26 protein-coding genes are annotated in these 23399 nt (G+C 67.1%); 13 read left to right on the top strand and 13 right to left on the bottom strand.

Going from position 1 to position 23399, the window contains the following annotated elements; genetic code table 11:
- The first annotated feature begins 26 nt into the window (after positions 1-26).
- Entirely contained in the window at positions 27-962 is a 936-nt protein-coding gene (locus CFB82_RS11185; protein ID WP_069248266.1) for an SPFH domain-containing protein, read from the top strand.
- Between the two features lie 240 nt (positions 963-1202).
- On the opposite strand, the gene smpB is transcribed toward CFB82_RS11185, so the two are convergent.
- Positions 1203-1649: an SsrA-binding protein SmpB gene (smpB, locus tag CFB82_RS11180; RefSeq protein WP_039342760.1), complete on the bottom strand. Its 447-nt coding sequence runs from the start codon at positions 1647-1649 to the stop codon at positions 1203-1205.
- Positions 1650-1747: 98 nt separating this feature from the next.
- Between smpB and CFB82_RS11175 the strand changes: the two genes are divergently transcribed.
- A complete protein-coding gene (locus tag CFB82_RS11175; protein ID WP_034188832.1) occupies positions 1748-2185 on the top strand; it encodes a type II toxin-antitoxin system RatA family toxin in 438 nt (145 codons plus the stop codon).
- Between the two features lie 4 nt (positions 2186-2189).
- A complete protein-coding gene (locus tag CFB82_RS11170) occupies positions 2190-2513 on the top strand; it encodes an RnfH family protein (RefSeq protein WP_089484153.1) in 324 nt (107 codons plus the stop codon).
- Between the two features lie 54 nt (positions 2514-2567).
- On the opposite strand, the gene CFB82_RS11165 is transcribed toward CFB82_RS11170, so the two are convergent.
- From CFB82_RS11165 to CFB82_RS11155, 3 genes are all read right to left on the bottom strand, one after another.
- A complete protein-coding gene (locus CFB82_RS11165) occupies positions 2568-3551 on the bottom strand; it encodes a DMT family transporter (protein WP_089484152.1) in 984 nt (327 codons plus the stop codon).
- Positions 3552-3687: 136 nt separating this feature from the next.
- A complete protein-coding gene (locus CFB82_RS11160; RefSeq protein ID WP_089484196.1) occupies positions 3688-4374 on the bottom strand; it encodes a Vgb family protein in 687 nt (228 codons plus the stop codon).
- Between the two features lie 31 nt (positions 4375-4405).
- Positions 4406-5626 carry a helix-turn-helix domain-containing protein gene (locus CFB82_RS11155; protein ID WP_089484151.1) on the bottom strand — a complete coding sequence of 407 codons (1221 nt, stop codon included), beginning with the start codon at positions 5624-5626 and terminating at the stop codon, positions 4406-4408.
- A 114-nt stretch (positions 5627-5740) separates the two neighbouring features.
- Between CFB82_RS11155 and CFB82_RS11150 the strand changes: the two genes are divergently transcribed.
- From CFB82_RS11150 to CFB82_RS11120, 6 genes are all read left to right on the top strand, one after another.
- Positions 5741-6505, top strand: a complete 765-nt coding sequence (locus tag CFB82_RS11150) for a DUF899 domain-containing protein (RefSeq protein WP_089484150.1) — start codon at positions 5741-5743, stop codon at positions 6503-6505.
- 28 nt (positions 6506-6533) lie between these two features.
- Positions 6534-7340 carry a DUF2182 domain-containing protein gene (locus tag CFB82_RS11145; protein WP_089484195.1) on the top strand — a complete coding sequence of 269 codons (807 nt, stop codon included), beginning with the start codon at positions 6534-6536 and terminating at the stop codon, positions 7338-7340.
- Positions 7341-7616: 276 nt separating this feature from the next.
- Positions 7617-9077, top strand: coding sequence for an IMP dehydrogenase (gene guaB / locus CFB82_RS11135; RefSeq protein ID WP_011352433.1), 1461 nt, complete (start codon positions 7617-7619; stop codon positions 9075-9077).
- Positions 9078-9083: 6 nt separating this feature from the next.
- A complete protein-coding gene (locus CFB82_RS11130; protein ID WP_089484148.1) occupies positions 9084-9689 on the top strand; it encodes a hypothetical protein in 606 nt (201 codons plus the stop codon).
- A gap of 116 nt (positions 9690-9805) precedes the next feature.
- Positions 9806-11425, top strand: coding sequence for a glutamine-hydrolyzing GMP synthase (gene guaA, locus CFB82_RS11125; RefSeq protein ID WP_069248259.1), 1620 nt, complete (start codon positions 9806-9808; stop codon positions 11423-11425).
- A 469-nt stretch (positions 11426-11894) separates the two neighbouring features.
- Complete coding sequence (locus CFB82_RS11120) at positions 11895-12188, top strand: hypothetical protein (protein ID WP_089484147.1); 294 nt, start codon at positions 11895-11897, stop codon at positions 12186-12188.
- A 155-nt stretch (positions 12189-12343) separates the two neighbouring features.
- Here CFB82_RS11120 and CFB82_RS11115 read toward each other — a convergent pair whose 3' ends face one another.
- The 9 genes from CFB82_RS11115 to CFB82_RS11075 all read right to left on the bottom strand — a co-directional run bounded on the left by CFB82_RS11115 (position 12344) and on the right by CFB82_RS11075 (position 19394).
- The gene (locus CFB82_RS11115) at positions 12344-12961 is read right to left on the bottom strand and encodes a 3'-5' exonuclease (protein WP_089484194.1); all 618 of its coding nucleotides are present in this window, start codon (positions 12959-12961) and stop codon (positions 12344-12346) included.
- A gap of 255 nt (positions 12962-13216) precedes the next feature.
- The gene (locus tag CFB82_RS11110) at positions 13217-13681 is read right to left on the bottom strand and encodes an acetyltransferase (RefSeq protein WP_089484146.1); all 465 of its coding nucleotides are present in this window, start codon (positions 13679-13681) and stop codon (positions 13217-13219) included.
- A 115-nt stretch (positions 13682-13796) separates the two neighbouring features.
- Positions 13797-14288 (bottom strand): NUDIX hydrolase, encoded by a 492-nt coding sequence (locus tag CFB82_RS11105; protein WP_089484145.1) that lies wholly within the window; start codon positions 14286-14288, stop codon positions 13797-13799.
- Between the two features lie 50 nt (positions 14289-14338).
- Positions 14339-15223: an NAD(P)-dependent oxidoreductase gene (locus CFB82_RS11100; protein ID WP_089484144.1), complete on the bottom strand. Its 885-nt coding sequence runs from the start codon at positions 15221-15223 to the stop codon at positions 14339-14341.
- Positions 15224-15320: 97 nt separating this feature from the next.
- Complete coding sequence (locus CFB82_RS11095) at positions 15321-15608, bottom strand: gamma-butyrobetaine hydroxylase-like domain-containing protein (RefSeq protein WP_089484143.1); 288 nt, start codon at positions 15606-15608, stop codon at positions 15321-15323.
- Complete coding sequence (locus CFB82_RS11090; RefSeq protein ID WP_089484142.1) at positions 15605-16600, bottom strand: HEAT repeat domain-containing protein; 996 nt, start codon at positions 16598-16600, stop codon at positions 15605-15607. The genes CFB82_RS11095 and CFB82_RS11090 overlap by 4 nt, the downstream gene beginning before the upstream one ends.
- A gap of 31 nt (positions 16601-16631) precedes the next feature.
- A complete protein-coding gene (locus tag CFB82_RS11085) occupies positions 16632-16877 on the bottom strand; it encodes a 4Fe-4S dicluster domain-containing protein (protein ID WP_089445846.1) in 246 nt (81 codons plus the stop codon).
- Between the two features lie 10 nt (positions 16878-16887).
- Positions 16888-18627, bottom strand: coding sequence for a fumarate reductase/succinate dehydrogenase flavoprotein subunit (locus CFB82_RS11080; RefSeq protein WP_089484141.1), 1740 nt, complete (start codon positions 18625-18627; stop codon positions 16888-16890).
- Positions 18624-19394 carry a GntR family transcriptional regulator gene (locus tag CFB82_RS11075; protein ID WP_069248249.1) on the bottom strand — a complete coding sequence of 257 codons (771 nt, stop codon included), beginning with the start codon at positions 19392-19394 and terminating at the stop codon, positions 18624-18626. The genes CFB82_RS11080 and CFB82_RS11075 overlap by 4 nt, the downstream gene beginning before the upstream one ends.
- A gap of 323 nt (positions 19395-19717) precedes the next feature.
- On the opposite strand from CFB82_RS11075, the gene CFB82_RS11070 reads away from it, so the two are divergent.
- From CFB82_RS11070 to ldcA, 4 genes are all read left to right on the top strand, one after another.
- On the top strand, positions 19718-20938 hold the full coding sequence (locus CFB82_RS11070) for an MFS transporter (protein WP_089484140.1): 1221 nt from the start codon (positions 19718-19720) through the stop codon (positions 20936-20938).
- Positions 20939-21215: 277 nt separating this feature from the next.
- Positions 21216-21617 (top strand): DnaJ family domain-containing protein, encoded by a 402-nt coding sequence (locus CFB82_RS11065; RefSeq protein ID WP_006478536.1) that lies wholly within the window; start codon positions 21216-21218, stop codon positions 21615-21617.
- Positions 21614-22210 carry a tRNA adenosine(34) deaminase TadA gene (gene tadA / locus CFB82_RS11060; protein WP_069248247.1) on the top strand — a complete coding sequence of 199 codons (597 nt, stop codon included), beginning with the start codon at positions 21614-21616 and terminating at the stop codon, positions 22208-22210. Before CFB82_RS11065 ends, tadA begins: the two co-directional genes overlap by 4 nt.
- A 119-nt stretch (positions 22211-22329) precedes the next feature.
- The gene (ldcA, locus tag CFB82_RS11055; protein ID WP_089484139.1) at positions 22330-23268 is read left to right on the top strand and encodes a muramoyltetrapeptide carboxypeptidase; all 939 of its coding nucleotides are present in this window, start codon (positions 22330-22332) and stop codon (positions 23266-23268) included.
- Positions 23269-23399: the final 131 nt, after the last annotated feature.

Raw genomic sequence — 23399 nt, 5'->3', positions numbered from 1 at the left:
CCGATACAACAAGGAGGGAATATTTCATGGATTCGCTGATCATCTGGGTTGTCCTGCTCGTCATCGCGATCGTGATCGTGTCGAAGACGGTGAAGATCGTGCCGCAGCAGCATGCGTGGGTGCTCGAGCGTTTCGGGCGCTATCACGCGACGCTGTCGCCCGGCCTGAACATCGTGCTGCCTTTCGTCGATCGCATCGCATACCGGCACGTGCTGAAGGAAATCCCGCTCGACGTGCCGAGCCAGGTCTGTATCACGCGCGACAACACGCAGCTGCAGGTCGACGGCGTGCTGTATTTCCAGGTGACCGATCCGATGAAGGCGTCGTACGGGTCGAGCAACTTCGTGCTCGCGATCACGCAGCTTGCGCAAACGACGTTGCGCTCGGTGGTCGGCAAGCTCGAACTCGACAAGACGTTCGAGGAGCGCGACTTCATCAACCACAACATCGTGTCGGCGCTCGATCAGGCCGCGGCGAACTGGGGGGTGAAGGTCCTGCGCTACGAGATCAAGGACCTGACGCCGCCGAAGGAAATCCTGCACGCGATGCAGGCGCAGATCACCGCGGAGCGTGAAAAGCGCGCGCTGATCGCCGCATCCGAGGGCCGCAAGCAGGAGCAGATCAATCTCGCGTCGGGCGCGCGCGAAGCGGCGATCCAGAAATCCGAAGGCGAGCGGCAGGCCGCGATCAACCAGGCGCAGGGTGAAGCAGCCGCGATCCTGGCGGTGGCCGAGGCGAACGCGCAGGCGATCCAGAAGATCGCGAACGCGATGCAATCGCAGGGCGGGATGGACGCGGTGAACCTGAAGGTGGCCGAGCAGTATGTCAGCGCATTCTCGAATCTCGCGAAGCAGGGCAACACGCTGATCGTGCCGTCGAACCTGTCGGATCTCGGCACGGCGATCTCGTCGGCGCTGACGATCGTCAAGAGCGCGGGGGCCGCCTCGGGCGGGAAGGCCTGAGTCCGGATTGACGCGGTGCGCAGGTGGTCGCCGCATGCGATCGGCGTGCGGCGAATCGTCGCGCAGCCGGGGGCGGATGATGCCCGTGCGGTGCCGTCGTCGGTGCCTTTCTTCAGCCGAAACCGGCAGCGTGGCGTGCCGGGGATCGCTCTTGTAGCCGGCGCGCCCGATTCACCTGACCACAAAGCAACACGGCCCGCTTCGAGCGGGCCGTGTCGTTTGTGATGCGTGTCGCGCAGATCAGGTGCCGGCGCGCATGATGCGTGCCTTTTCGCGTTCCCAGTCGCGCTTCTTCTCGGTTTCGCGCTTGTCGTGCAGCTTCTTGCCCTTCGCGAGCGCGATGTCGCACTTCACGCGACCGCCCTTGTAGTGGAAGTTCAGCGGCACGAGCGTGTAGCCACGCTGCTCGACCTTGCCGATCAGTTTCTTGATTTCCTCGCGGTGCAGCAGCAGCTTGCGCGTGCGAACCGGGTCGGGCGTGATGTGGGTCGAAGCCTCGGGCAGCGGGCTGATATGGGTACCGATCAGAAAGATCTCGGCGTGCTTGATCACGACGTAACCTTCCCGGATCTGGCCGCGCCCGGCGCGCAGCGCCTTGACTTCCCAGCCCTCGAGCACGAGCCCCGCCTCGTAGCGTTCCTCGATGTGGTAATCGAAGTGCGCTTTCCTGTTGTCGATGATGCTCATGAAAGGATCGGGCCAACTCGTTTAAAATCACGATTTTAGCAAAGCGGGGCGGGAATCGCCCGGCTTGCGTTCTCACCTTAAGCGATGCCGCGCGATTTATGGCAGATGTCCAGAAAACCGTATTGATCCGTCATTCGGCGGAACAGATGTTCGACCTCGTCACCGACGTGGCCGACTACCCCAATTTCCTGCCCTGGTGCGGCGGTGTCGAGATTCGCCGTCAGGACGAGAGCGGGATGGAAGCGCGCATCGACATCAACTTCAAGGGCATCAAGCAGCATTTCGCGACGCGCAACACGCAGCAGCGCCCGACGCGGATCGACATGGAGTTCACGGACGGCCCGTTCAAGAAGTTCACGGGCTCGTGGCGCTTCACGGCACTGCGTGCCGATGCCTGCAAGATCGAATTCGCGCTGCACTACGAGTTCTCGAGCATCCTGCTCGAGAAGATCATCGGGCCCGTGTTCAGCCATATCGCGAACACGTTCGTCGATTCGTTCGTGAAGCGCGCCGACCAGCGCTACGGGAAGGGGTGACGCGATGCTGTCGATCGAAGTCTGCTACGCGCTGCCGGATCGGCAGACGCTGATTCCGCTGTCGCTGCCCGAAGGGGCGACCGTTCGCTCGGCGATCGATGCGAGCGGCGTGCTCACGCTGTACCCGGAAATCGATCTCGCGAACGCGAAGACCGGCGTGTACGGCAAGCTTGCACCGCTCGACACGCCGCTCGCCGATCACGACCGCGTCGAGATCTACCGCCCGTTGATCGTCGATCCGAAGCTCGCGCGCCAGCGGCGCGTCGACAAGTCGCGCCGCGCCGGCTCCATCGAGGGCCGCAAGTGGATGCACAAGGACTCGCGCTGACGCGGGCCGATCCGCGGCTTTCGTTTCGATTCGTCTGATCAAACGCCGCGGCGCTCAGTGGGCCGCGGCGTTTGCGTTTGCCGACGTGCTTCCCGACGTATCGCCGCCGGCGGGCGTGTCGCCATGCTGCCGCACCGATCCGTAGACGCCCGCGAGCAGCAGCCCCAGCGCGGCGATCTCGAGTGCATGCGGCATCCGCTGGTCGTACACGAACGCGTAAAGCATCGCGAACACGGTTTCGAACACGATCAGCTGGCCCGACAGCGTGAGCGGCAGCCGCTTCGACGCGGCATTCCACAGCCCGTTGCCGAGCCACGACGCGCCGATCGCGAGCACCAGGTTCAGCAGCCAGAACAGTTGCCAGCGCGACGCCGGGACCGCCGCCTGCACGGTGCCGCCCGGCAGCGCGAGGATCGCGATCCAGACGAGCCCGCCGATCAGGCCCGTCACGACACCCCACAGCACCGACCACTCGTTGCCGCCGAAATGATGGTGGCGCTGCAGATAGCGTGCGTTCGCGACCGCATACCAGGTCCAGCTCGCGAGCGCGCCGGCCGCGCAGGCGATGCCGGCGAGTTTCTGGCCGAGCGTCGTCGCATGCGCGGCCTCGGAGGTGAACAAGTCGACGTTGATGCAGACGATGCCCGCGATCACCAGCGCGAGCGGGGCGGCGAGCCGCCGCAGCGGCACCGCGCCGTGGTCGCCGAGGCCCGCGAGCGTGACCGTGACGGGCAGCACGCCGACGATCAGCGAACTGGGCGCGATGCCGATCAGGTGCACGGCGCCGGACAACAGCATGTAGTACGCGACGTTGCCGACGACGGCGAGCCTGACCAGCGCGACGAGATCCTCGCGGGTCAGCCGCGCGAGCAGCGAGCGGGCGGCCGGCAGTGCGGCCGCCAACGACACGAGGCCGTACATCGCGTAGCGGCCGGCGCTCAGCAGCAGCGGCGAGAAGTCGGTCAGCAGCCGAGGAACGAGAAACACCATGCCCCACAGGGCACCTGCCAGGACACCATAGACCACACCGCGTCGCATCGACCGCTCCGAACACATGATTGACGAGCGCGCAGCTTAGCGACGCGGTCGCGACGTCGTCTTGTTCATTCCTGCACTCGGCGCAGGGCGGAGCGCAGCCGTGCTGCGCCCCGGAGCGATCACGGCAGGCCGCGGATCATTCGTCAGCCGAATCGTGCGATGCGCCCGCGTTGTGGCCCGACGCCCCCGCTCGCGCGGGCCGACGCACGGCGCGCAACGTGCCGCTGTTGCCGCCGCCGCAGTAGAAGCGGTCGTGGCCGTCGGATTCGAGCCCTGATACGCCGACGCCTGCCGGCATGTCGATCTGCTCGAGCACCTGGCCGGTGTGCGGATCGATGTGGCGCAGGTCGGCCTGGTCGGCTTCCCAGGTGCCGTGCCACAGCTCGCCGTCGACCCACGTCACGCCGGTGACGAAGCGGTTCGATTCGATCGTGCGCAGCACGGCGCCCGTTTGCGGGTCCACCTGATGAATCTTGCGTTCGCGGTACTGGCCGACCCACAGCGCGCCTTCGGCCCAAGCCAGCCCCGAATCGCCGCCCTTGCCGGGAGCGGGGATCGTCGCGAGCACGCGGCCCGATTCGGGATCGATCTTCTCGATGCGATCCTCGACGATCTGGTACAGGTGGCGGCCGTCGAACGCCGTGCCCGCATGCGCGGCGACGTCGAGCGAGCGGACGGTCGTGCCGCGTTCCGGGTCGAGCGCATTCAGCTTGTCGCCGGACGCGTACCACACGTATTGCCCGTCGTACGTGACGCCGTGTACGCCGTCGACGCCCGGAAACGGGCCGTATTCGCGAAGGATGTCTGCACGGGAGCGTTTCATGTTCGTCACCTCGTCGTTCGGTGAGGTCATCCTAATCGCCCGGGAGCGGGGCGGGGAGTAACAAGGTCGTCGCGAAACCGGGCAATGGCGGCGTCATCCAGCGGCGCGCGCGGCCGCGGCCCAGCGCCTGGACCTTGCCGGCTTCGGCGAGCGCGTCGAGCGCGCGCTGCACGGTGCGCTGGCTCGCGCCGAGGGCCAGCGCCAGCGCGGAGCTCGACCACGCTTCGCCATCGGCGAGGAGCGCGAGCACGGCCGCGTGGCGATCGTCGACCGGGCGCGCCAGCACGACGGTCTCACGCATGCCGAGCGGTTCGAGCGCGAAGCCGCGCGGTGTGGCGATGACGTTCGCGAGCGGCCGCAGCACCGCGCGCAGCCGGCCGATCTCGACGCGCAGGCGTGCGCGATGCGATTCGTCCGCGTGTTTCGCGCGGAACGCGACGGCGACGAGCGCGTTGCGCGACACGTCGGCCGGCCATGCCTCGCCGAGCGCGCGGGCAAGCACGAACAGCACGGGCCGCCGCGCAAGCGACACGGTCGTGCGCGCGTCGCGCACCGTGTGACGGCACGCATCGACGACGAGCGCGTTCGACGCGAATAGCGTCTCGACTTCATCGAGCGGCACGAGCCGCGATGTACCGCGTGTGACAAGGCGTGCGGCCGGTGCGTCGAGCACGCGCGCGGCGGTGTCGACCTCGGCCGTCAGCGCGGCGATGCCGGCGTCGCGGGCGGCTGCGCGCGCACGGGCAAGCGCTGCGCGGGCCGCGTGCGTGCGGATGCGGCGCATCGCGATGCCGGCCGCGATCAGCTCATGGGCGGCGCGCGATGCAGCCGGCAGCGGCGCGGGATCGAGATGCGCGAGCATCCGCTCGGCATCGTCGAGCTGGCCGATCAGCAGCAGCCGGCGCACGCCGAGATAGCGCGCATGCGCGGCGTTCGCGCGGTCGCCGTGCGCGTCGAGCGTCGCGCACGCGGCATCGAGCGCGCGCGTCGGCCAGCGCAGGTCGCGCGACGCGAGCGCGATCTCCGCTTCCGCGATGACGCAGCGCGCACGCGCCACGGTCTCCTTTGCGCCGAACGCACGAGCGGCGCCGCGCACGAGTGCGCGAGCACGTTCGAAATCGCCGAGCTGCGCCATCGCGATCCCGCGCAGCGCGAGCGCCGGCGCATCGTCGCGCAGCGCGACGCGGTTCAGCGCGCCGAGCGCGTCACCGGCCGCGAGCGCGCGCGCGGCCGCCGTGATCAGCGAATCCATCCGAATCCCGACACACTTGTCACTCCCTCCGGTCCGATGCCCGCCACTAATCTAGCACCACGCACACGGCACCGGACGCCGTGCCCGGATACCCATCGGAAGGAGGAACCCGCCATGACGACCCATCTCACCGGAACGCGCGACGATTGGCTGGCCGAGCGCCGCGCACTGCTCGACGCGGAAAAGGCGCTGACGCGGCAAAGCGACGAGCTCGCGCGGCGACGCCAGGCGCTGCCCTGGGTGCGCGTCGACAAGACTTACCGGTTCGACACCGAAGACGGGCAGGCAACGCTCGACGACCTGTTTCGCGGCCGTTCGCAACTGCTCGTCTATCACTTCATGTTCGGCCCCGACTACAAGGCCGGCTGCCCGTCGTGTTCGTCGATCGCCGACGGTTTCGACGGCTTCGCCGTGCATCTGGCGAACCACGACGTGACGCTCGCCGCCGTGTCACGCGCGCCGCTCGCGAAGCTGCTCGCGTACCGGCAGCGGATGGGGTGGCACTTTCCGTGGGCGTCGTCGGTCGGCAGCGATTTCAACTTCGACTTCAACGTGTCGTTCACCGAAGCGCAGCAGCGCGCCGGCGACGTCGAATACAACTACGCGCGGGCCGGTCACGCGATGGACATGGATCCGCCCCCGGCACCGGTCGTGGCGTTCGCTGCGACGTGCGGCACGGACGCGGTCACGTATTCGCTCGACCGGCCGGGGATGAGCGCGTTCGTGCGCGAGGACGGTGTGGTTTATCACACGTATTCGACCTATGCGCGCGGCCTCGACGCGCTGTGGGGGATGTACCAGTGGCTCGATCGCGCACCGCGCGGGCGCAACGAGACCGGCCCGTGGTGGCGCCGTCATGACGAGTACGCACGCGGCTGAGCGCGCCGGCGACGGGCGGGGGCGGGCGATGACTCGGCCTGCGGCCGGCGGTGCGGGCCCCGATCCACGGGCCTTCGCGGTGGCGCTCGCGGCCGTGTTCGCCGTTGCCGTTGTTGCGACCGTGACGCAGCACGTGTCGATGGCCGCGATGGGCGGCGCACCGGTGTCCGGCGGCTGGATGATGTCGGCGGCATGGCAGCGGCCGTGCGGATGGGGCGCCGGCCGCACGTTCGCGGCGTTCGCCGGCATGTGGGGCGCGATGACGGTGACGATGATGCTGCCCGTGCTGGCGCCGGTGCTGTGGCGATACCGGCAGAGCGTCGGCCCGTTGGCGGCGGCGCGTTCGACCTGGCTCGTCGCCGTGGCGGGCGCCGGGTATTTCGCCGTGTGGATGGCAGTCGGCGCGCTCGTGTTTCCGGCCGGCGCCGCGCTGACGAGCGCAGCCGCACGGCTGCCGGCGCTCGCGCGCGCAATGCCGTTCGTGGCCGGCACGGTCGTATTGGCCGCAGGCGTCCTGCAATGCTCCGGATGGAAGGCGCGCCGGCTGACGTGCTGCCGGCACGCGGCGACCTGCATGCATCCGCCGCACGCGGAGGCCGGTGCGGCATGGCGGCACGGCGTGCGAGCCGCCATCCGATGCGGGGCGTGTTGCGGGAACCTGATGGCGGTCGCGCTGGCGGCCGGCATGATGGATCTGCGCGTGATGGCGGTCGTGACGGTTGCGATCGCCGCCGAGCGCCTTGTGCCGGCCGGCGGGCGGGTTGCGCGGATCGTCGGCGGTGTCGCGGTCGGCGGCGGCATGGTGATGATCGTCCGCGCGGCCGGGCTGCTGTAAGGCGGAGCGGTGGGCCTGTTCGACCCGTTGCCGGGCCGGGCTTCATCGTCGCCGCTACGCCGCGTGGCCCGTCCGCAACAGGCGGAAGGGCCGTTTCGCGGCCGGCTGCGCGAATGGCTCGATGCGGCCGTGAAACGAAAAGCGATCGAAAACGAACCGAACGGCGATCCGAACGATTCGGCCCCCGAACGGCCGAAACCGGCTAAGCCGTTGTTCGTGTTGTGAAAATTCACGGCGCTTCGCGTATAATTCGCTTTTGCGCCCATAGGATTTGCCATGCGTCTGATCCAAAAAGCACTCACTTTCGATGACGTGCTCCTCGTTCCCGCCTTCTCCGACGTTCTCCCGCGCGACACCAGCCTCAAGACCAAGCTGACCCGCAACATCTCCCTGAACATGCCGCTCGTGTCCGCCGCGATGGACACGGTCACCGAAGGTCGCCTTGCGATCGCGATGGCCCAGCAGGGTGGCGTCGGTATCGTCCACAAGAACCTGACGCCGGCCGAACAGGCCCGCGAGGTCGCGAAGGTCAAGCGTTTCGAATCGGGCGTCGTCCGCGATCCGATCACGGTGCCGCCGCAAATGAAGGTGCGCGACGTGATCGCGCTGTCGCGCCAGCATGGCATCTCGGGCTTCCCGGTCGTCGAAGGCCCGCAGCTCGTCGGCATCGTCACGAACCGCGACCTGCGTTTCGAAACCCGCCTCGATGAGCCGGTCAAGTCGATCATGACGCCGCGCGAGCGCCTCGTCACGGTCAAGGAAGGCACACCGCTCGCCGAAGCGAAGGCGCTGATGCACAGCCACCGCCTCGAGCGCGTGCTGGTCGTCAACGACGCGTTCGAACTGCGCGGCCTGATGACCGTCAAGGACATCACGAAGCAGACCGAGCACCCGGACGCGTGCAAGGACGAACACGGCAAGCTGCGCGCAGGCGCGGCGGTCGGCGTCGGTCCCGACAACGAAGAGCGTGTCGAGCTGCTGGTGCAGGCCGGCGTCGACGTGATCGTCGTCGATACCGCGCACGGCCACAGCAAGGGCGTGCTCGAGCGCGTTCGCTGGGTCAAGCAGAACTTCCCGCACGTCGAAGTGATCGGCGGCAACATCGCGACGGCCGCCGCCGCGAAGGCGCTCGTCGAATACGGCGCGGATGCGGTCAAGGTCGGTATCGGCCCGGGCTCGATCTGCACGACGCGGATCGTCGCCGGTGTCGGCGTGCCGCAGATCAGCGCGATCGCGAACGTCGCGGAAGCGCTGAAGGGCACGGGCGTGCCGTGCATCGCCGACGGCGGCGTGCGCTTCTCGGGCGACGTGTCGAAGGCCCTCGCGGCCGGCGCGAACGCAGTGATGATGGGCAGCATGTTCGCGGGCACCGAAGAGGCGCCGGGCGACGTGTTCCTGTACCAGGGCCGCCAGTACAAGTCGTATCGCGGCATGGGTTCCGTCGGTGCGATGAAGGACGGCGCGGCAGACCGCTACTTCCAGGACAACTCGGCGAACATCGACAAGCTCGTGCCGGAAGGCATCGAAGGCCGTGTCGCGTACAAGGGCTCGGTCAACGCGATCCTGTTCCAGCTGGTCGGCGGCGTGCGCGCGAGCATGGGCTACTGCGGCTGCAAGACGATCGACGAGCTGCACGACAAGGCCGAATTCGTCCAGATCACCGCGGCGGGCATGCGCGAGTCGCACGTGCACGACGTGCAGATCACGAAGGAAGCGCCGAACTACCACGTGGACTGATCGCCGATGAAACCGCTGCTGCGAGCCGTGCTGATCATCGATGCCGTACTGCTGCTGGCGTTCGGCGTGCTGTTCGTGCTGACGCCCTGGCAGTCGCTCTTCAACGCGCTGCAGCTTGCGAACGTCCAGCCGGCGATGCTCGGCCAGGCGTTCGGCATCGCGTTGCTCGGGCTCGCGTGGCTCGCGTTTCATGCAGCGTTCAACGGAGATCTCACGGCGCCGGTCGCGCGATCGGTCGGCCATGTGTATTGGCTGACCGGCGCGCTGACGATCGTCTGGTCGATCGGCACCGGCAGCGGTCCCGCGCTCGCGGCCGCCGGCCGTGTGCTGTCGGCCGTGGCCGGTGTCGCGCTGATCGTGCTCGGCCTCGGCGGCGTGCGGCTCGCATCGGCCGTGCGCCAGCGCGAAAAAGCGCAGGCGCTCGACGCACGCGCGCCGGCGCAGCGTCCGGCCGAGCCGGCGATGGCGCCCGCGTCGTCGCCCGCACCGCAGCGTGTCGAACCCGTCGTCAGCCGCCCCGCAGCGTCCGCTGCATCGTCGTCACCGGCCGCATCCGGCCCATCGTCGTCCGGCACCGTCGCACTCGACGAGCGGCCGCCGATGCAGGATTGACCGGCCATGCGTCGAGCGTGCTGCCTTCCGCCCGACGACGCTGTCCATGCTATTGACGCAGCGCATGATGAAAATGATGCGCTGCTTTTCTTATTCTCTTCATCCCGTCCGCAGCCATGCACGACAAAATCCTGATTCTCGACTTCGGTTCGCAAGTCACCCAACTGATTGCGCGACGCGTGCGCGAAGCGCACGTCTACTGCGAAATCCATCCGAACGATGTGTCCGACGACTTCGTCCGCGAGTTCGCGCCGAAGGCGGTGATCCTGTCGGGCAGCCATGCGAGCACGTACGAAGACCATCAGCTGCGCGCGCCGCAGGCCGTGTGGGATCTCGGCGTGCCGGTGCTCGGCATCTGCTACGGCATGCAGACGATGGCCGTGCAGCTCGGCGGCAAGGTCGAGTGGAGCGACCACCGCGAATTCGGTTACGCGGAAATGCGCGCGCACGGCCATACGCGCCTGCTCGACGGCATCGAGGACTTCAAGACGGACGAAGGCCACGGGATGCTGAAGGTCTGGATGAGCCACGGCGACAAGGTTGCCGAGCTGCCGCCGGGCTTCGCGCTGATGGCGTCGACGCCGAGCTGCCCGATCGCCGGCATGGCCGACGAGGCACGCGGCTACTACGCGGTGCAGTTCCATCCCGAAGTCACGCATACGGTGAAGGGCCGCCAGATCATCGAACGCTTCGTGCTGCAGATCGCCGGTGCGAAGCCCGACTGGATCATGAGCAACCACATCGAGGAAGCCGTCGCGAAGATCCGCGAGCAGGTCGGTGACGAGGAAGTGATTCTCGGCCTGTCGGGCGGTGTCGATTCGAGCGTTGCCGCTGCGCTGATCCATCGCGCGATCGGCGACCAGCTCACCTGCGTGTTCGTCGACCACGGCCTGCTGCGCCTGAACGAAGGCAAGATGGTGCTCGACATGTTCGAGGGCCGCCTGCACGCGAAGGTCGTGCACGTCGACGCGTCCGACCAGTTCCTCGGCCACCTGGCCGGCGTGACCGATCCGGAAGCGAAGCGCAAGATCATCGGCCGCGAATTCGTCGAGGTGTTCCAGGCCGAGGCGAAGAAGCTGTCGAAGGCGAAGTGGCTCGCGCAGGGCACGATCTACCCGGACGTGGTGGAATCGGGCGGCACGAAGACGAAGAAGGCGACGACGATCAAGAGCCACCACAACGTCGGCGGCCTGCCGGAAACGCTCGGCTTGAAGCTGCTCGAGCCGCTGCGCGACCTGTTCAAGGACGAAGTGCGCGAGTTGGGCGTCGCGCTCGGCCTGCCGCCGGAGATGGTGTACCGCCATCCGTTCCCGGGCCCGGGCCTCGGCGTGCGGATTCTCGGCGAAGTGAAGCGCGAGTTCGCGGACCTGCTGCGCCGTGCGGACGCGATCTTCATCGAGGAGCTGCGCAACACGACCGCGACCGCGCAGGATGCGGCCGCCGGCCTGTGCGGCGAAGCCGATGTCGGCAAGAGCTGGTACGACCTGACGAGCCAGGCGTTCGCGGTGTTCCTGCCGGTGAAGTCGGTGGGCGTGATGGGCGATGGCCGCACGTACGACTACGTGACGTCGCTGCGCGCGGTGCAGACGACCGACTTCATGACCGCACACTGGGCGCACCTGCCGTACGCGCTGCTTGGCCGGGCGTCGAACCGGATCATCAACGAGGTGCGCGGGATCAACCGTGTGGTGTACGACATCTCGGGCAAGCCACCGGCGACGATCGAGTGGGAGTGATTGGACGTCCGGCACGTGCCGGTACGACCTGACAGCAGAACACATCAAAGCCCGCTTCACAGCGGGCTTTTTTGTTTTTGGCCCGATCGGCGCCACCGCCCGATTGGCGCATCGCGCGGATGGCGTGTTTCATTGACTAGAACACACCGAGAGCATTCGTGCGCCATGAGGCGTCGCGGGTGCCTTTATTGCCGTTCTTGTTCAACCAGCGGCTCCGCGCATCGACTGCACCATGCCGGAAAACGACGTGCCGCTACCTCCCGATTTCGCCGCGACTGTAATCGAGTGCGATTGATTGCTCCGCGCGCTCAGCCTAATTTCTTCCCGGCAGGGCTCTTCGTGGATGGCTGATCCAAGCCACTGCGGAGACTGTGATGAACGTTATCGATGCGTGATGCACGCAAACCAGATTCGGCCTATACGACCCTGGTTTTCGGCTTTCTCTCAACTCACTGCAGGAGAAATTGTCATGTCGAACGAAAATTTCAGCGAAATTCAGAAGTTCGCGGAGCAGGCGGACGATTTGAAACGGGTAGATGTTGAGTCGATTCAGCTGGGCTATTGGGACAATCAGGATACCCTTCCGTTCATGCTCAATAACGAGGGCGGGAATTCGTTTGCAGTGAATGCCTCGAACACGGCGTTGCTGATCCAGATCGGAAACGCGCTCACAGCGCTTGGACAGAAGCTGAAAGTCGTTGCCTATCTGGGAGATCTCAAGCATGGAGGTGTTCTCAAAGTGCTCCTTATCGGCCTTGCATAGTCCGAAAAACAAGACGCGACTCAGTTGGTCGGACTGACGGCAGGTCACGACGGATTCAACCGGAAGACTGCTGCGACAAGAAAACGGCTTGGCAGGTTGCCAAGCCGTTTTTCATTAATGGATTGCGCGAGTCGGAACCCTCGCGACCCGGATGCTCACGCGTGCGAACCCATGAGCGACCGTAGGTACGTCGGCACTTTCGCCTTCGCCGTGGCCTGCACACGCGTCATGAGCGCGTGATCGATGCGATTCAGTCCGTAAGTCCGAGCAATGTCGTGCTGCAACCGGCACCACAGGTGCCCGGCCATCTCGGCATCGACCATCGCCCGGTGCGCACGGCCCGATTTCGGCAACCGCAGCATATCCACCAGGCTCGACAGGCGGTGACTCTGGGCATCCGGGTAGATACGTCGCGCCACGAGCATCGTGCACGCAAAGGCATGCTCGGCCGACATGCCCAGAAGCCCGAGCTCGGATTGCCAGAACCGTTTGTCGAAACCGGCGTTGTGTGCGACGACGGCATGCTTGCCGACGAACGCCGCGGCTTCCTTCATGACTGTCGACGCCGGCGGCGCGGCTGCGATCATCTCGTTCGTGATGCCGGTCAGCGCGACGACATCGGACGGTATGCGCCTGCCTGCATTCATCAGGCTCTGGAAACGGTCGACGATTTCACCGTCCCGGAGCAGGATGACGGCGATTTCGGTCGCACGGTCGCCCATATTCGGCGAAAGTCCGGTTGTTTCGAAGTCCAGTACCGCAACGGTTTGCATGATCGAATCCTGTGGCTTCACGCGGTGTCGTTAGAGTGGCCGAGAGGTTAGCATCTCCCGGCCCGCGACAGGCGCGTTCAGCCCGAGAAACGATCATCCGTGCAATGGTCGAGCACGTGGTGCCGGTGCGTCGTTTATGACGCGTCACGTGGCCGCATGCGGCATGCGTGGAGCGGACTTGGTATCAGGTCGCCGCGTTCGCGTGCCCGGAGCGCATGACGTGGAGGGCGGCGCGCTATCCCGCGCCGGTCACGATTATGCGTGCTGCGGCGAGGACGATGGTTTCGCGCGATAGCGCAGGTGGATCAACGGATAGGCGCGCCCCTGCCCATCAAGCGCCGATCGCCCGGTGCGCTCGAAGCCGAGCCGTTCATAGAATCCCGCTGCCGCTTCGTTCTGTTCGTTGACGTCGGTCGACAGGTCGGGGTGACGCTTGAGCGCGTCTTCCACAAGCAGGCGCCCGACACCCGCGCCATGGTGAGCGGGATCGACGAACAGCGCTTCCATGTGATTGCCGTCGAGCAGCATGAAGCCGATCGCGCGGTCGGTATCGTCGACGGCGAGATCGAGCGGTGCACCGGGCAGGAACGCGACGACTTCGGATTCGATCGCGCGTCGGTCGTCATCGCTGAGGAAATGGTGCGTGGCGTCGACCGCGTTGCGCCAGATATCCAGCGCGTGTGTGCCGTCGGCCGGGGTGGACTTGCGAATTCTGATCATGGGTTGGCCCATCTTTGATGTGTAATGGGAAGTTCGTCGGCGCGTAGCCGGCACCGTCATGGTCCCGGTCGGGCCGCTCGCAACGGCTGCGTGAAAGACGGCGGTATTTCAGGTTTCAAGTATTGGCCGGACGCTGCGCGTGACCCAGGACCGCCGCACGCTCGATCGCACGTCGCGCGACATCGCGAACGCCCGCGCTCATCGGCAAGTCATCGCGGTCGAGTTCGGCGAGATCGAACCAGCGCGCGTCGAGCGCATCATCGCCGGCGGCAGGCGTGCCGCGCAACCATCGGCACAGCACCGCGACCATCACGAAATGCTGACGCACGTCGCCGCCCGCATCGTAATCGAACGCATCCAGCGCGGTAAAGGCGTCGAGCGCTTCGACGTCCATGGTCGTCTCTTCGGCGATCTCGCGCACGACCGCGTTTGCAATCGATTCCCCCGCTTCGATCTTGCCGCCGGGAAAGCCCCAGCAGCCCGCATCGGGCGGATTGGCGCGACGCACCAGCAGCACGTCGCGCTCTCGCAGGACGATGCCGATCACGGCGGGAACCGGGCGGACGGAAGCGGGGACGCGGGTCGGGGAGCGGCGGGAGTCGGACATGGGGTGTTACGCGCAGAAGCGTTCGAGTGTATGGGGCGGTCGGCGACGATTCATTGCGCGTCGTCGGTGCGCTGCTCGATCGCGCGGATCACGGCGACCATGTCGTGCGCGCCATGTCCGGCTCGCTCGGTCTCGCCGTAGAGCGCATGGCAGATGTCGAGCAGTGGCGACGCGATGCCGATGCCGCGCGCGGATTCGGCGACGAGGCGCGCATTCTTCAGCACGTCGGTGATCGCGGCCTGCACCGAGAAATCGGCCGCGACGAGTTTGCCGAGCTTCACGCGCGACACGTCGCTCGCCATCGGGCCCGCGTTCAGCACGTCGGCGAAGCGGGCGAGATCGATGCCATGGCGTTGCGCGAAATGCGTGGCTTCGGTCAGGCCGGTGACCATCGTGATCAGGAACAGGTTCACGGCGAGCTTCATCGTCAGCGCCGACGGCACATCGCCGCACACGAAGCTGTCGCGGCACAGCGGCTTCACGAGCGCACGGACGGCGTCGACGTCGTCCGGTGCGCCGGCGAGCATCACGACGAGTTGACCGGCTTCGGCCGGCTTGCGCGACCCCGACACGGGCGCTTCGACATAACGGCCCGACGCGGCGGCGATGTCGTCGGCCAGTGCGCGCGAATACTCGGGTGCGTTCGTGCCCATGTTCACGATGGTGTGGCCGCCGACACGGGCGGCGAAACCGGTCGTGCCGCGCGCGAGGGCGCCGTCGATCGCCGCGTCGTTCGCGAGCATCAGGATCACGGTGCGGCAGGCCGCGAACACGTCGTCGATGTGCTCGGCCACGCGCGCGCCGGCGTCGCGCAGCGCATCGTCGCTGCCGTGCGACCGGCTCCATACGACGAGCGGCGTGCCGGCCCGCGCAAGATTGAGCGCCATCGGCGTGCCCATCACGCCGAGGCCGACGAATCCGACTGCGGTTTGCATGTTCTGGCTCCCACGGTGGGTGGAGACGATCGTGGGCGTCAGTATCGCAGCGTTTCCACAGGCCTGCCATGTCATCCGCGCAGCCGCGGGAGCGACGTCACGGCCGCGCCGTCATGCCCGCCAGATACGGCCACGGATAGATGCCGCGCGCATGACCGTCGCCGAACACCACGCGGATGCCGTAGCCGGCTGTTTCAAGGCTGTCCAGCGTCAGGTCGGGCCGCGCATCGACACGACCGCCGTCGCGCCGGATCCTTCGACATTCCGCACACGGGCAATCACCGCGCAACCGTGCATAGCTGACGCGTTGCGTGTGACCGTCCGGCCAGCGGAGTGTCAACGTGCGGGCCGGATGATCGAGCACGATGTCGGTCGGGGAGATCATCGCGACGCCTCGTCGATCTGCCGGATCGCGATCCGCACGGCCTTGCGGACTTCCGGATCGTGATCCTCCAATGCGTGGGTCAGCGCGGGCAACGTCGCGCGGTCGCGCAATTCGCCGAGCGCAAGCGCGGCTTCCTTGCGCAGGTTGCTGATCGCGTGCGAGAGCAGCACGACGACGGCCGGCGCCGCGGCCGCATCGCGCAGTTGCCCGAGCGCACGCGTGGCGCGCAGGCGCACCTGCCAGTAGTCGTCATCGAGCGCGGCGACGAGCGGTTCGCGCGCGGTCGCGACGCGCAGCTTGCCGAGCGTCGTGGCCGCTTCCTCGCGCACCTGCCATTCGCGGTCGCGCAACGCGGCAAACAGGGCATGGATGACGGTCGCATCGTCGGGTGTCGCGAACCCGATCGCGCCAACGGCAATACGTCGCACGTCCGCCGCGGCATCGGTCGTCGCGCTGCGCGCGAGCGGCGGCAGCGCACGCGGATCCTTGAGCCAGCCGAGCACCGCCACGGCTTCGACGCGCACCTCGGCGTGTTCGGCATCGAGCGCGTGCAGTGCGGGCGCGAACGCGCCGGGGTCGCGCAACTCGCGCAATCCGCGCAGCACGGCACGGCGCACGAACGGCTCGGGCCGGTCGGCCCATCGGCACAGCACGGCGCCCGATGCGGCGTCCTTCAGTTCGGACAGGCTCTGCGCGGCGGCGTCGCGCACGTCGTCGTCCGGATCGAGCAATGCGCCGCACAGCGCGTCGACGATGTCGGGCTGCTCCCACGCGCCGAGCACACGGGCGGCTTCGCCGCGCACGTCGGCCGACGGATCGTCGCCCAGCGCGGCGACGAACGCGGGCACGAACCCCGGGTCCTCGAGATCGGCGAGTTCGAACAGTGCGACGCGGCGCACGGCGGCATCGGGCGCGGCGAGGCGTGCGATGAGTGCGGCTTCGTCGGGGACGTGTGCGCGGGGCAACGCGGCAGCGAAGGAGGAGTCGGTCATGGGCGACGGGAGAGAGCGTTGAAGGACACGGTCAGCGCAGCAGATAAGGGATGTCGACCTTGACCGCGCCGGTCGGGCAATCGCGTTCGCATGGCATGCAGTACCAGCATTCGTCGAACTGCATATAGGCCTTGCCTTTGGTCACGTCGATCGCGAGCAGGTCGAGGGGGCATACGTCGACGCAGACGGTGCAGCCCTTGTCGGCGATGCACAGGGTCTCGTCGATCGTCACGGGTGCGCTGCTGCGCTGGAAGACGTCGTGCGGGGTATGGGGCATGGCAGGTTCCTCAAAGGGCGGCCGCGAGCGCGGCCGGCTCGCGGATGCGCAGATTCGTGTAGGCGCCGTGCTCGTCGTCGGCGAGCGGCACGACATACGGTTCGACCGGCCGCTTCTCGCTGCGCATCGCGCCGTCGGCGTCCTTGCGCAACCAGGTATGGCAGAACCATTCGGCGTCGTTGCGATGTGGAAAGTCCACACGGTGGTGGTACAACCCCCAGCGGCTCTCGGTGCGGAACAGCGACGCGCGCGCAGCCATTTCCGCGCAGTCGCGGATCGCACGCACCTCGGCGGCGCGCATCAGTTCATGCGGATGGTTCGCCTTTATCTCTTCGATATCCTCAGTAATGGCGTCAAAACGTTGAAGACCGATTTCCATCTTGCGTGTCACCTTCGGCGGTTGCAGATAATCGTTCACCATGCGGCGCAGCTTGTATTCGACCTGCGCCGGCGCGAGGCCGCGCTCGCGCAGCAGCGGGGCAAGCACACGGGTGCGTTCGGCGGCGACCTGTTCGTCGTCCACCGGCGCATGCTCGCGGCCGGCCACGTAGTCGGCCGCGTTCTGGCCGGCAAACCAGCCGTACGTGAATGCGCCGAGCATGTAGTTGTGCGGGACGGCCGCCATGTCGCCGGCCGCGTAGAGCCCGGGCACGGTCGTCTCCGCGCGGGCGTTCACGTACACGCCGGATGCGCTGTGCCCGCTGCAGAAGCCGATCTCGGAGATGTGCATCTCGACCATCTGGCTGCGGTAATCGGTGCCGCGCCCGGCATGGAAGCGGCCGCGGCTCGGCCGCTCGTTCGTATGCAGGATCTGCTCGATGGTCTGGATCGTTTCCTCCGCGAGATGGTCGAGCTTCAGGAACACGGGGCCGTTGCCGCTTTGCAGTTCCTGGTAGAACTCCCACATCATCTGGCCGCTCCAGTAATCGCATTCGATGAAGCGTTCGCCCTTGCCGTTCGCGGTGAAGCCGCCGAGCGGGCCCGTCACGTACGCGCACGCGGGGCCGTTGTAGTCCTTGATCAACGGATTGATCTGGAAGCACTCGAGATTCGCGAGCGCGGCACCGGCGTGATACGCCATCGCATAGCCGTCGCCCGCGTTGGTCGGATTCTCGTAGGTGCCCATCAGGTAGCCCGAGGCCGGCAGGCCGAGGCGACCGGCTGCGCCGCAGCAGAGAATCACGGCTTTCGCGCGGATCACGTGGAACTCGGCGGTGCGGCAGTCGAAGCCGAGTACGCCGCTCGCGCGACCGTGCGCATCGGTCAGCACGCGCGTTGCGACGATCCGGTTCGTGATCGCGATGCGCGCGCGCTTCAGCTGCCGGTACAGCACCTTCTTGATGTCGTGTCCTTCCGGCATCGGCAGCACGTACGAGCCCATGTGATGGACCTTCTTCACCGCGTAGTCGCCGGTGCCGTCCTTCTCGAACTTCACGCCCCAGCGGTCGAGCTGCTCGATCGTCGCGAAGCTGTGCGTCGCGTACGCGTATACGGCTTCCTGGTCGACGATCCCGTCATTGGCGATCGTGATCTCGCGCGTGTACTGCTCGGGCGTCGCATGCCCGGGGATCACGGCGTTGTTCAGGCCGTCCATCCCCATCGAGATCGCGCCGCTGCGCTTCACGTTGGCTTTCTCGAGCAGCAGCACGCGCAGGGACGGGTCGCGCTCCTTCGCCTTGATCGCCGCCATCGGGCCGGCGGTGCCGCCGCCCACCACGACGATGTCGTATTCGAGCACATGGGTAGTCATCGCTGTTTCCTTGCAGGTTTGCGCGGTTTCTGCCGGTCGATGCGCAGCCGGTACTGGAAGGCGTCGCCGCGGAAGTAGAGGTATTCGAAGTCGATCGGTGCGCCCGACGCGTCGTGCGTGAGGCGCTCGATACGCAGCACGGGGCTGCTTTCCTCGACGTGCAGTGCATCGACGATCTCGTCGTCGGCGAGGATCGCGTCGATCGACACGTCGGCATGGCCGAGCGGGATGCCGCAGTCGTTTTCCAGGACCAGGAAAATGTCGCGGGTCGCGAGGTCGGCGCCCGCGAGGCGCTTGCCGAGGGCTTCGGGCACCCACGTCTGTTCGAGCGACACGGGCTCGCGATTGAGCAGTCGCACACGATGAATCTCGACGAGCGGCGCGCCTTCGGGCACGTTCAGCTTCGTGGCGAGATGGCGGTCGGCCTTGACGGTGCGGAAGCTGCGCACCTGGTTGACGATCTCGTAGCCCATCGACGACATCGCCTCGGCGAAGCCCTGCAGCGAGGTCACGTTCTGGAATGCCTTCGGCTTCGACACGAAGGTGCCCTTGCCGTGCAGCTTGAACAGCAGTCCTTCCTTTTGCAGATCGCCGAGCGCCTGGCGCACCGTGATGCGACTGACGTCGAACATCGCGCAGAGTTCGTGCTCGGAAGGCATCCGGCTGTGCGGCGCATAGGTGCCGTCGAGAATGCGCGTGCGCAGCGTGTCCTTGATCTGCACGTAGAGCGGGGCCGCTGACAGCGGCACGACGTTGGGGGAGGTCATCGGTCAACTTGTTATGACAAGATCGCTCGAGTGTAGTCAGCCGGGGCGCGCGCCCCAACCAACTATTTCTGATTTCGACTTTCCGATTCCGGAAAAGCGCGGCGCCAGGGGCCTGACCGAACGGTCGAACCGGCGTGCGGCGACGACCGGTCCGCCCGTTGCGGGCGGAGCGGATCGGCGGACAATCAGAAAATTCGCCGGCGTGTGTGCCGCGCATGTCGATTTCGCGGTGCGCCGCCCGTCGTATCCATGTCGACCGGGCATTGCGCGACGCAGATGGCGCCCGGTTCCCGAGGATCGTCATCACGACAAGGAGGTACCCCATGCCGGATTCCCGATACCGCTGGGTCATCGTCGCCGCGGGCGGCCTGATGGGCTGCATCGCGATCGGCGCGATGTTTTCGCTGCCGGTGTTCCTGCGCGCGATCGCGCGCGACACGGGCTGGTCGATGACCGGCATTTCCGGCGCGATGACGCTCGGCTTCATCGCGATGGCTTTCGCGAGCATGGGGTGGGGCAGCCTGTCGGACCGCATCGGCACGCGCCCGGTCATCATGACGGGCGCCGTCCTGCTGTCGGCAAGCCTGGCGCTGGCGAGCCGCGCGCCGTCGCTGCTCGCGTTCCAGCTCACTTTCGGCCTCGCCGTCGGCGGCGCGACGGCTGCGATATTCGCGCCGATGATGGCGTGCGTGACGGGCTGGTTCGACACGCACCGCAGCCTCGCGGTGTCGCTCGTGTCGGCCGGCATGGGGATGGCGCCGATGACGATGGCCCCGCTGGCCGCGTGGCTCGTGTCGGTGCGCGACTGGCGCACGTCGATGCTGCTGATTGCGGCGCTGGCGGCCTTCGTGATGATTCCGGTGTCGCTGCTGGTGCGCCGGGCGCCCGCGCTCGACGGCGCGCAGGCGGCTCCTGCGGCGTCGGCGCCTGCCGGCGCGCCTGCGGCGATGTCGGTCGCGGATGCGCTGCGTTCGCCGCAGTTCATCGTACTGCTGCTGACCAATTTCTTCTGTTGCGCGACGCATTCGGGCCCGATCTTCCATACGGTCAGCTACGCGGTGACGTGCGGGATCCCGCTGATCGTCGCGGTGTCGATCTACAGCGTCGAAGGGCTCGCCGGCATGGGCGGACGGATCGCGTTCGGGATCCTGGGCGACCGCCTCGGCGCGAAGCGCATGCTGGTGGCCGGGCTGCTTGCGCAGGCGCTGGGTGCGCTCGGGTACTACTTCGTGCGCACGCTCGACGGGTTCTACGCGGTCGCGATCGTGTTCGGCTTCATCTACGCGGGCGTGATGCCGCTGTATTCGGTGCTTGCGCGCGAGAACTTCCCGCTGCGGATGATGGGCACCGTGATCGGCGGCTGCGCGATGGCCGGCAGCCTCGGGATGGCCGCGGGCCCCGTCGCCGGCGGCCTGATCGTCGATACGCTCGGCAGCTACGGCTGGCTGTATCTCGGCTCGTTTGCGATCGGTCTCGGCGCGTTCCTGATCGCGATGATGTTCCGCCCGTTCGCGAACGCGCGGCAGGAAACGGTGGCTGCGTGACCCTGCGACCGAAGCGGGGACGGCTTCCGTTTCACCGGATCGGCGCGGCGTGGTCCGCGTTGCCTCAGAAAAACAGGGCCGGACACCGGACACGTTGGACGGTGTGCGAACGGCCCGCAGCCCGCTGCGGCGCAGCAGAGCGGCAAATGAGACCGATCGGCGTGCATGCCCCGCGATTCGGCCCCTAAAAATACAATATCGAGCATATATTCGAAGGGCCTGTCATACCTTCGTCACCCTGCTAGAATTCGGCCTGCCGCATTGTTCCGATTGACTGATGAGATTGCTTGACGCCCTGGTCGAACAACGTATTGCCGCCGCCGCCGCGCGGGGCGAGTTCGACGATTTGCCGGGTACCGGCGCGCCACAGGCGCTGGATGACGACCTGCTCGTGCCCGAGGAGGTGCGGGTGGCCAACCGTATCCTGAAGAATGCGGGCTTCGTGCCGCCGGCCGTCGAGCAATTGCGCGCGCTGCGCAACCTGCACGACGAAGTGCAGGCGGTCAGCGACCGCGCCGCGCGGTGCCGGCTGCAGGCGAAGATCCTCGCGCTCGACATGGCGCTCGAATCGCTGCGCGGCGGCCCGATGGTGATGCCGCGCGACTACTGCCGGCGCATCGCGGAGCGCCTGTGCGAGCGCGGGCTCGACGAAGCCTCCGCCGAAGCGGGGCCGATGTGACGTCCGACGCGCTGCACGACGCAGCCCGGTCGGCAGCCGCCCCGGTGGCCGAACCCGCCGCCGATTCCCCCGTTCCCGAAGCCGCGCCCGTATCGGCGCGCGACCTGCATTTCATGCGTCTCGCGCAGGCTGCCGCCGAAGAGGCGCGCGCGGCCGGCGAAGTGCCGGTTGGCGCGGTGCTCGTGCGTGGCGACGAAGTGATCGCACGCGGCTTCAACCATCCGATCGGCGGGCACGACCCGTCGGCCCATGCGGAAATGGCCGCGCTGCGCATGGCCGCGCAGCATCTGCAGAATTACCGGATGCCCGGCTGCGAGTTGTACGTCACGCTCGAGCCGTGCCTGATGTGCGCGGGCGCGATCATGCATGCGCGCATCGCACGGGTCGTCTACGGTGCCGCCGATCCGAAGACGGGCGCGTGCGGCAGCGTGATCGACGCATTCGCGAATCCGCAACTGAACCACCATACCGAAGTGACCGGCGGCGTGCTCGCCGACGAGTGCGGCGCCGCGCTGAAGTCGTTCTTCGCCGAGCGCCGTCGCGCGCTGCGCGAAGCACGGCTCGCCCGCGACGCCGAATCCGGCGCGTCATAGGCACGCCCCGCCGCGCCCGTCGCTCGATGCTCTACGCGAGCCGGGCGCACACGGTTCCGTGAACCGGAGACGGTTCGGACCCTCTAAGCAGGTTTGACGACCCGACACCTCTCTTTGCCATGTCCTTCCAGCCCGCCGCGTCCTACACCATCCGCCTGCTTGCGCCGTCCGGCTATCCGCACGACCCGGATGCGATCAATCGCGCGCTCGAGCGCCTCAGCACTGCACAGCATCGCATCGAGAACATCGAAGCGACGCAGCGGCGCTTCCAGCGGTTCGGCGGTACCGACGGCGAACGGGCAGGCGACCTGAACCGTCTTGCCGATCCCGAGCGGCCGCTGCCGGACATCGCGCTCGCGGTGCGTGGCGGCTATGGTGCCGCGCGCATCCTGCACGGGCTCGACTATCGCGGGCTCGAGCGCAGGCTGCGTGACCAGCCGGTCGCGCTCGTCGGCCATAGCGATTTCACGGCGCTTCAGCTTGCGCTGTACGCGAAGGCGCGCATCAAGACGTTCGGCGGCCCGATGCTGTCCGCCGACTTCGGCGCGGAAACGCCGAGCGACTTCACGATGCAGCACTTCTGGCAGACGCTGACGCAGTCGAGCACGACGATCATCGCCGAAGCGCCGCAGGTGCAGAGCGTGAACGTGACGGGCACGCTGTGGGGCGGCAATCTCGCGATCCTCACGTCGCTCGTCGGCACGCCGTACATGCCCGACATCGAGGGCGGCATCCTGTTCATCGAGGACGTCAACGAGCAGCCGTTCCGGATCGAACGGATGATCTATCAACTGCATCTCTCGGGGCTGCTCGCGCGCCAGCAGGCGCTCGTGCTCGGCCAGTTCACCGGCGCGCGGCCGTTCGAGTACGACAACGGCTACGATATGCAGGCGATGATCGACCAGGTGCGCGCGGTGATCGGGATTCCGGTCGTGACGGGGCTCCAGTTCGGCCACGTGCCCGACCTGCTGACGCTGCCGTTCGGCGCGCAGGCGCAACTGGTCGCGAATGCGCACGGTTTCCGGCTCACGCTGTCGGACTATCCGCACCTCGGTTGAGGCGGGCGCAGTCGGTCGAAAGGCGGGGGTTCCCGCCTTTTTCTTTATGTAAGTGCGCAACTAACGGTCAAGTATTTTCGTCGACAGCAGCAAGGTCGTCACCGGATCTTGCACCAGTCTTGTCAACAAAA

It is taken from the genome of Burkholderia sp. HI2714, assembly GCF_002223085.1.
Classification (GTDB): domain Bacteria; phylum Pseudomonadota; class Gammaproteobacteria; order Burkholderiales; family Burkholderiaceae; genus Burkholderia; species Burkholderia lata_D.
This window is presented reverse-complemented; position numbering and strand designations above follow the sequence as displayed.

Coding starts and splice junctions, on each gene's coding strand:
- CFB82_RS11185 (WP_069248266.1), top strand. CDS start 27: ATGGATTCGCTGATCATCTGGGTTGTCCTGCTCGTCATCGCGATCGTG.
- smpB (WP_039342760.1), bottom strand. CDS start 1,649: ATGAGCATCATCGACAACAGGAAAGCGCACTTCGATTACCACATCGAG.
- CFB82_RS11175 (WP_034188832.1), top strand. CDS start 1,748: ATGGCAGATGTCCAGAAAACCGTATTGATCCGTCATTCGGCGGAACAG.
- CFB82_RS11170 (WP_089484153.1), top strand. CDS start 2,190: ATGCTGTCGATCGAAGTCTGCTACGCGCTGCCGGATCGGCAGACGCTG.
- CFB82_RS11165 (WP_089484152.1), bottom strand. CDS start 3,551: ATGCGACGCGGTGTGGTCTATGGTGTCCTGGCAGGTGCCCTGTGGGGC.
- CFB82_RS11160 (WP_089484196.1), bottom strand. CDS start 4,374: ATGAAACGCTCCCGTGCAGACATCCTTCGCGAATACGGCCCGTTTCCG.
- CFB82_RS11155 (WP_089484151.1), bottom strand. CDS start 5,626: ATGGATTCGCTGATCACGGCGGCCGCGCGCGCGCTCGCGGCCGGTGAC.
- CFB82_RS11150 (WP_089484150.1), top strand. CDS start 5,741: ATGACGACCCATCTCACCGGAACGCGCGACGATTGGCTGGCCGAGCGC.
- CFB82_RS11145 (WP_089484195.1), top strand. CDS start 6,534: ATGACTCGGCCTGCGGCCGGCGGTGCGGGCCCCGATCCACGGGCCTTC.
- guaB (WP_011352433.1), top strand. CDS start 7,617: ATGCGTCTGATCCAAAAAGCACTCACTTTCGATGACGTGCTCCTCGTT.
- CFB82_RS11130 (WP_089484148.1), top strand. CDS start 9,084: ATGAAACCGCTGCTGCGAGCCGTGCTGATCATCGATGCCGTACTGCTG.
- guaA (WP_069248259.1), top strand. CDS start 9,806: ATGCACGACAAAATCCTGATTCTCGACTTCGGTTCGCAAGTCACCCAA.
- CFB82_RS11120 (WP_089484147.1), top strand. CDS start 11,895: ATGTCGAACGAAAATTTCAGCGAAATTCAGAAGTTCGCGGAGCAGGCG.
- CFB82_RS11115 (WP_089484194.1), bottom strand. CDS start 12,961: ATGCAAACCGTTGCGGTACTGGACTTCGAAACAACCGGACTTTCGCCG.
- CFB82_RS11110 (WP_089484146.1), bottom strand. CDS start 13,681: ATGATCAGAATTCGCAAGTCCACCCCGGCCGACGGCACACACGCGCTG.
- CFB82_RS11105 (WP_089484145.1), bottom strand. CDS start 14,288: ATGTCCGACTCCCGCCGCTCCCCGACCCGCGTCCCCGCTTCCGTCCGC.
- CFB82_RS11100 (WP_089484144.1), bottom strand. CDS start 15,223: ATGCAAACCGCAGTCGGATTCGTCGGCCTCGGCGTGATGGGCACGCCG.
- CFB82_RS11095 (WP_089484143.1), bottom strand. CDS start 15,608: ATGATCTCCCCGACCGACATCGTGCTCGATCATCCGGCCCGCACGTTG.
- CFB82_RS11090 (WP_089484142.1), bottom strand. CDS start 16,600: ATGACCGACTCCTCCTTCGCTGCCGCGTTGCCCCGCGCACACGTCCCC.
- CFB82_RS11085 (WP_089445846.1), bottom strand. CDS start 16,877: ATGCCCCATACCCCGCACGACGTCTTCCAGCGCAGCAGCGCACCCGTG.
- CFB82_RS11080 (WP_089484141.1), bottom strand. CDS start 18,627: ATGACTACCCATGTGCTCGAATACGACATCGTCGTGGTGGGCGGCGGC.
- CFB82_RS11075 (WP_069248249.1), bottom strand. CDS start 19,394: ATGACCTCCCCCAACGTCGTGCCGCTGTCAGCGGCCCCGCTCTACGTG.
- CFB82_RS11070 (WP_089484140.1), top strand. CDS start 19,718: ATGCCGGATTCCCGATACCGCTGGGTCATCGTCGCCGCGGGCGGCCTG.
- CFB82_RS11065 (WP_006478536.1), top strand. CDS start 21,216: ATGAGATTGCTTGACGCCCTGGTCGAACAACGTATTGCCGCCGCCGCC.
- ldcA (WP_089484139.1), top strand. CDS start 22,330: ATGTCCTTCCAGCCCGCCGCGTCCTACACCATCCGCCTGCTTGCGCCG.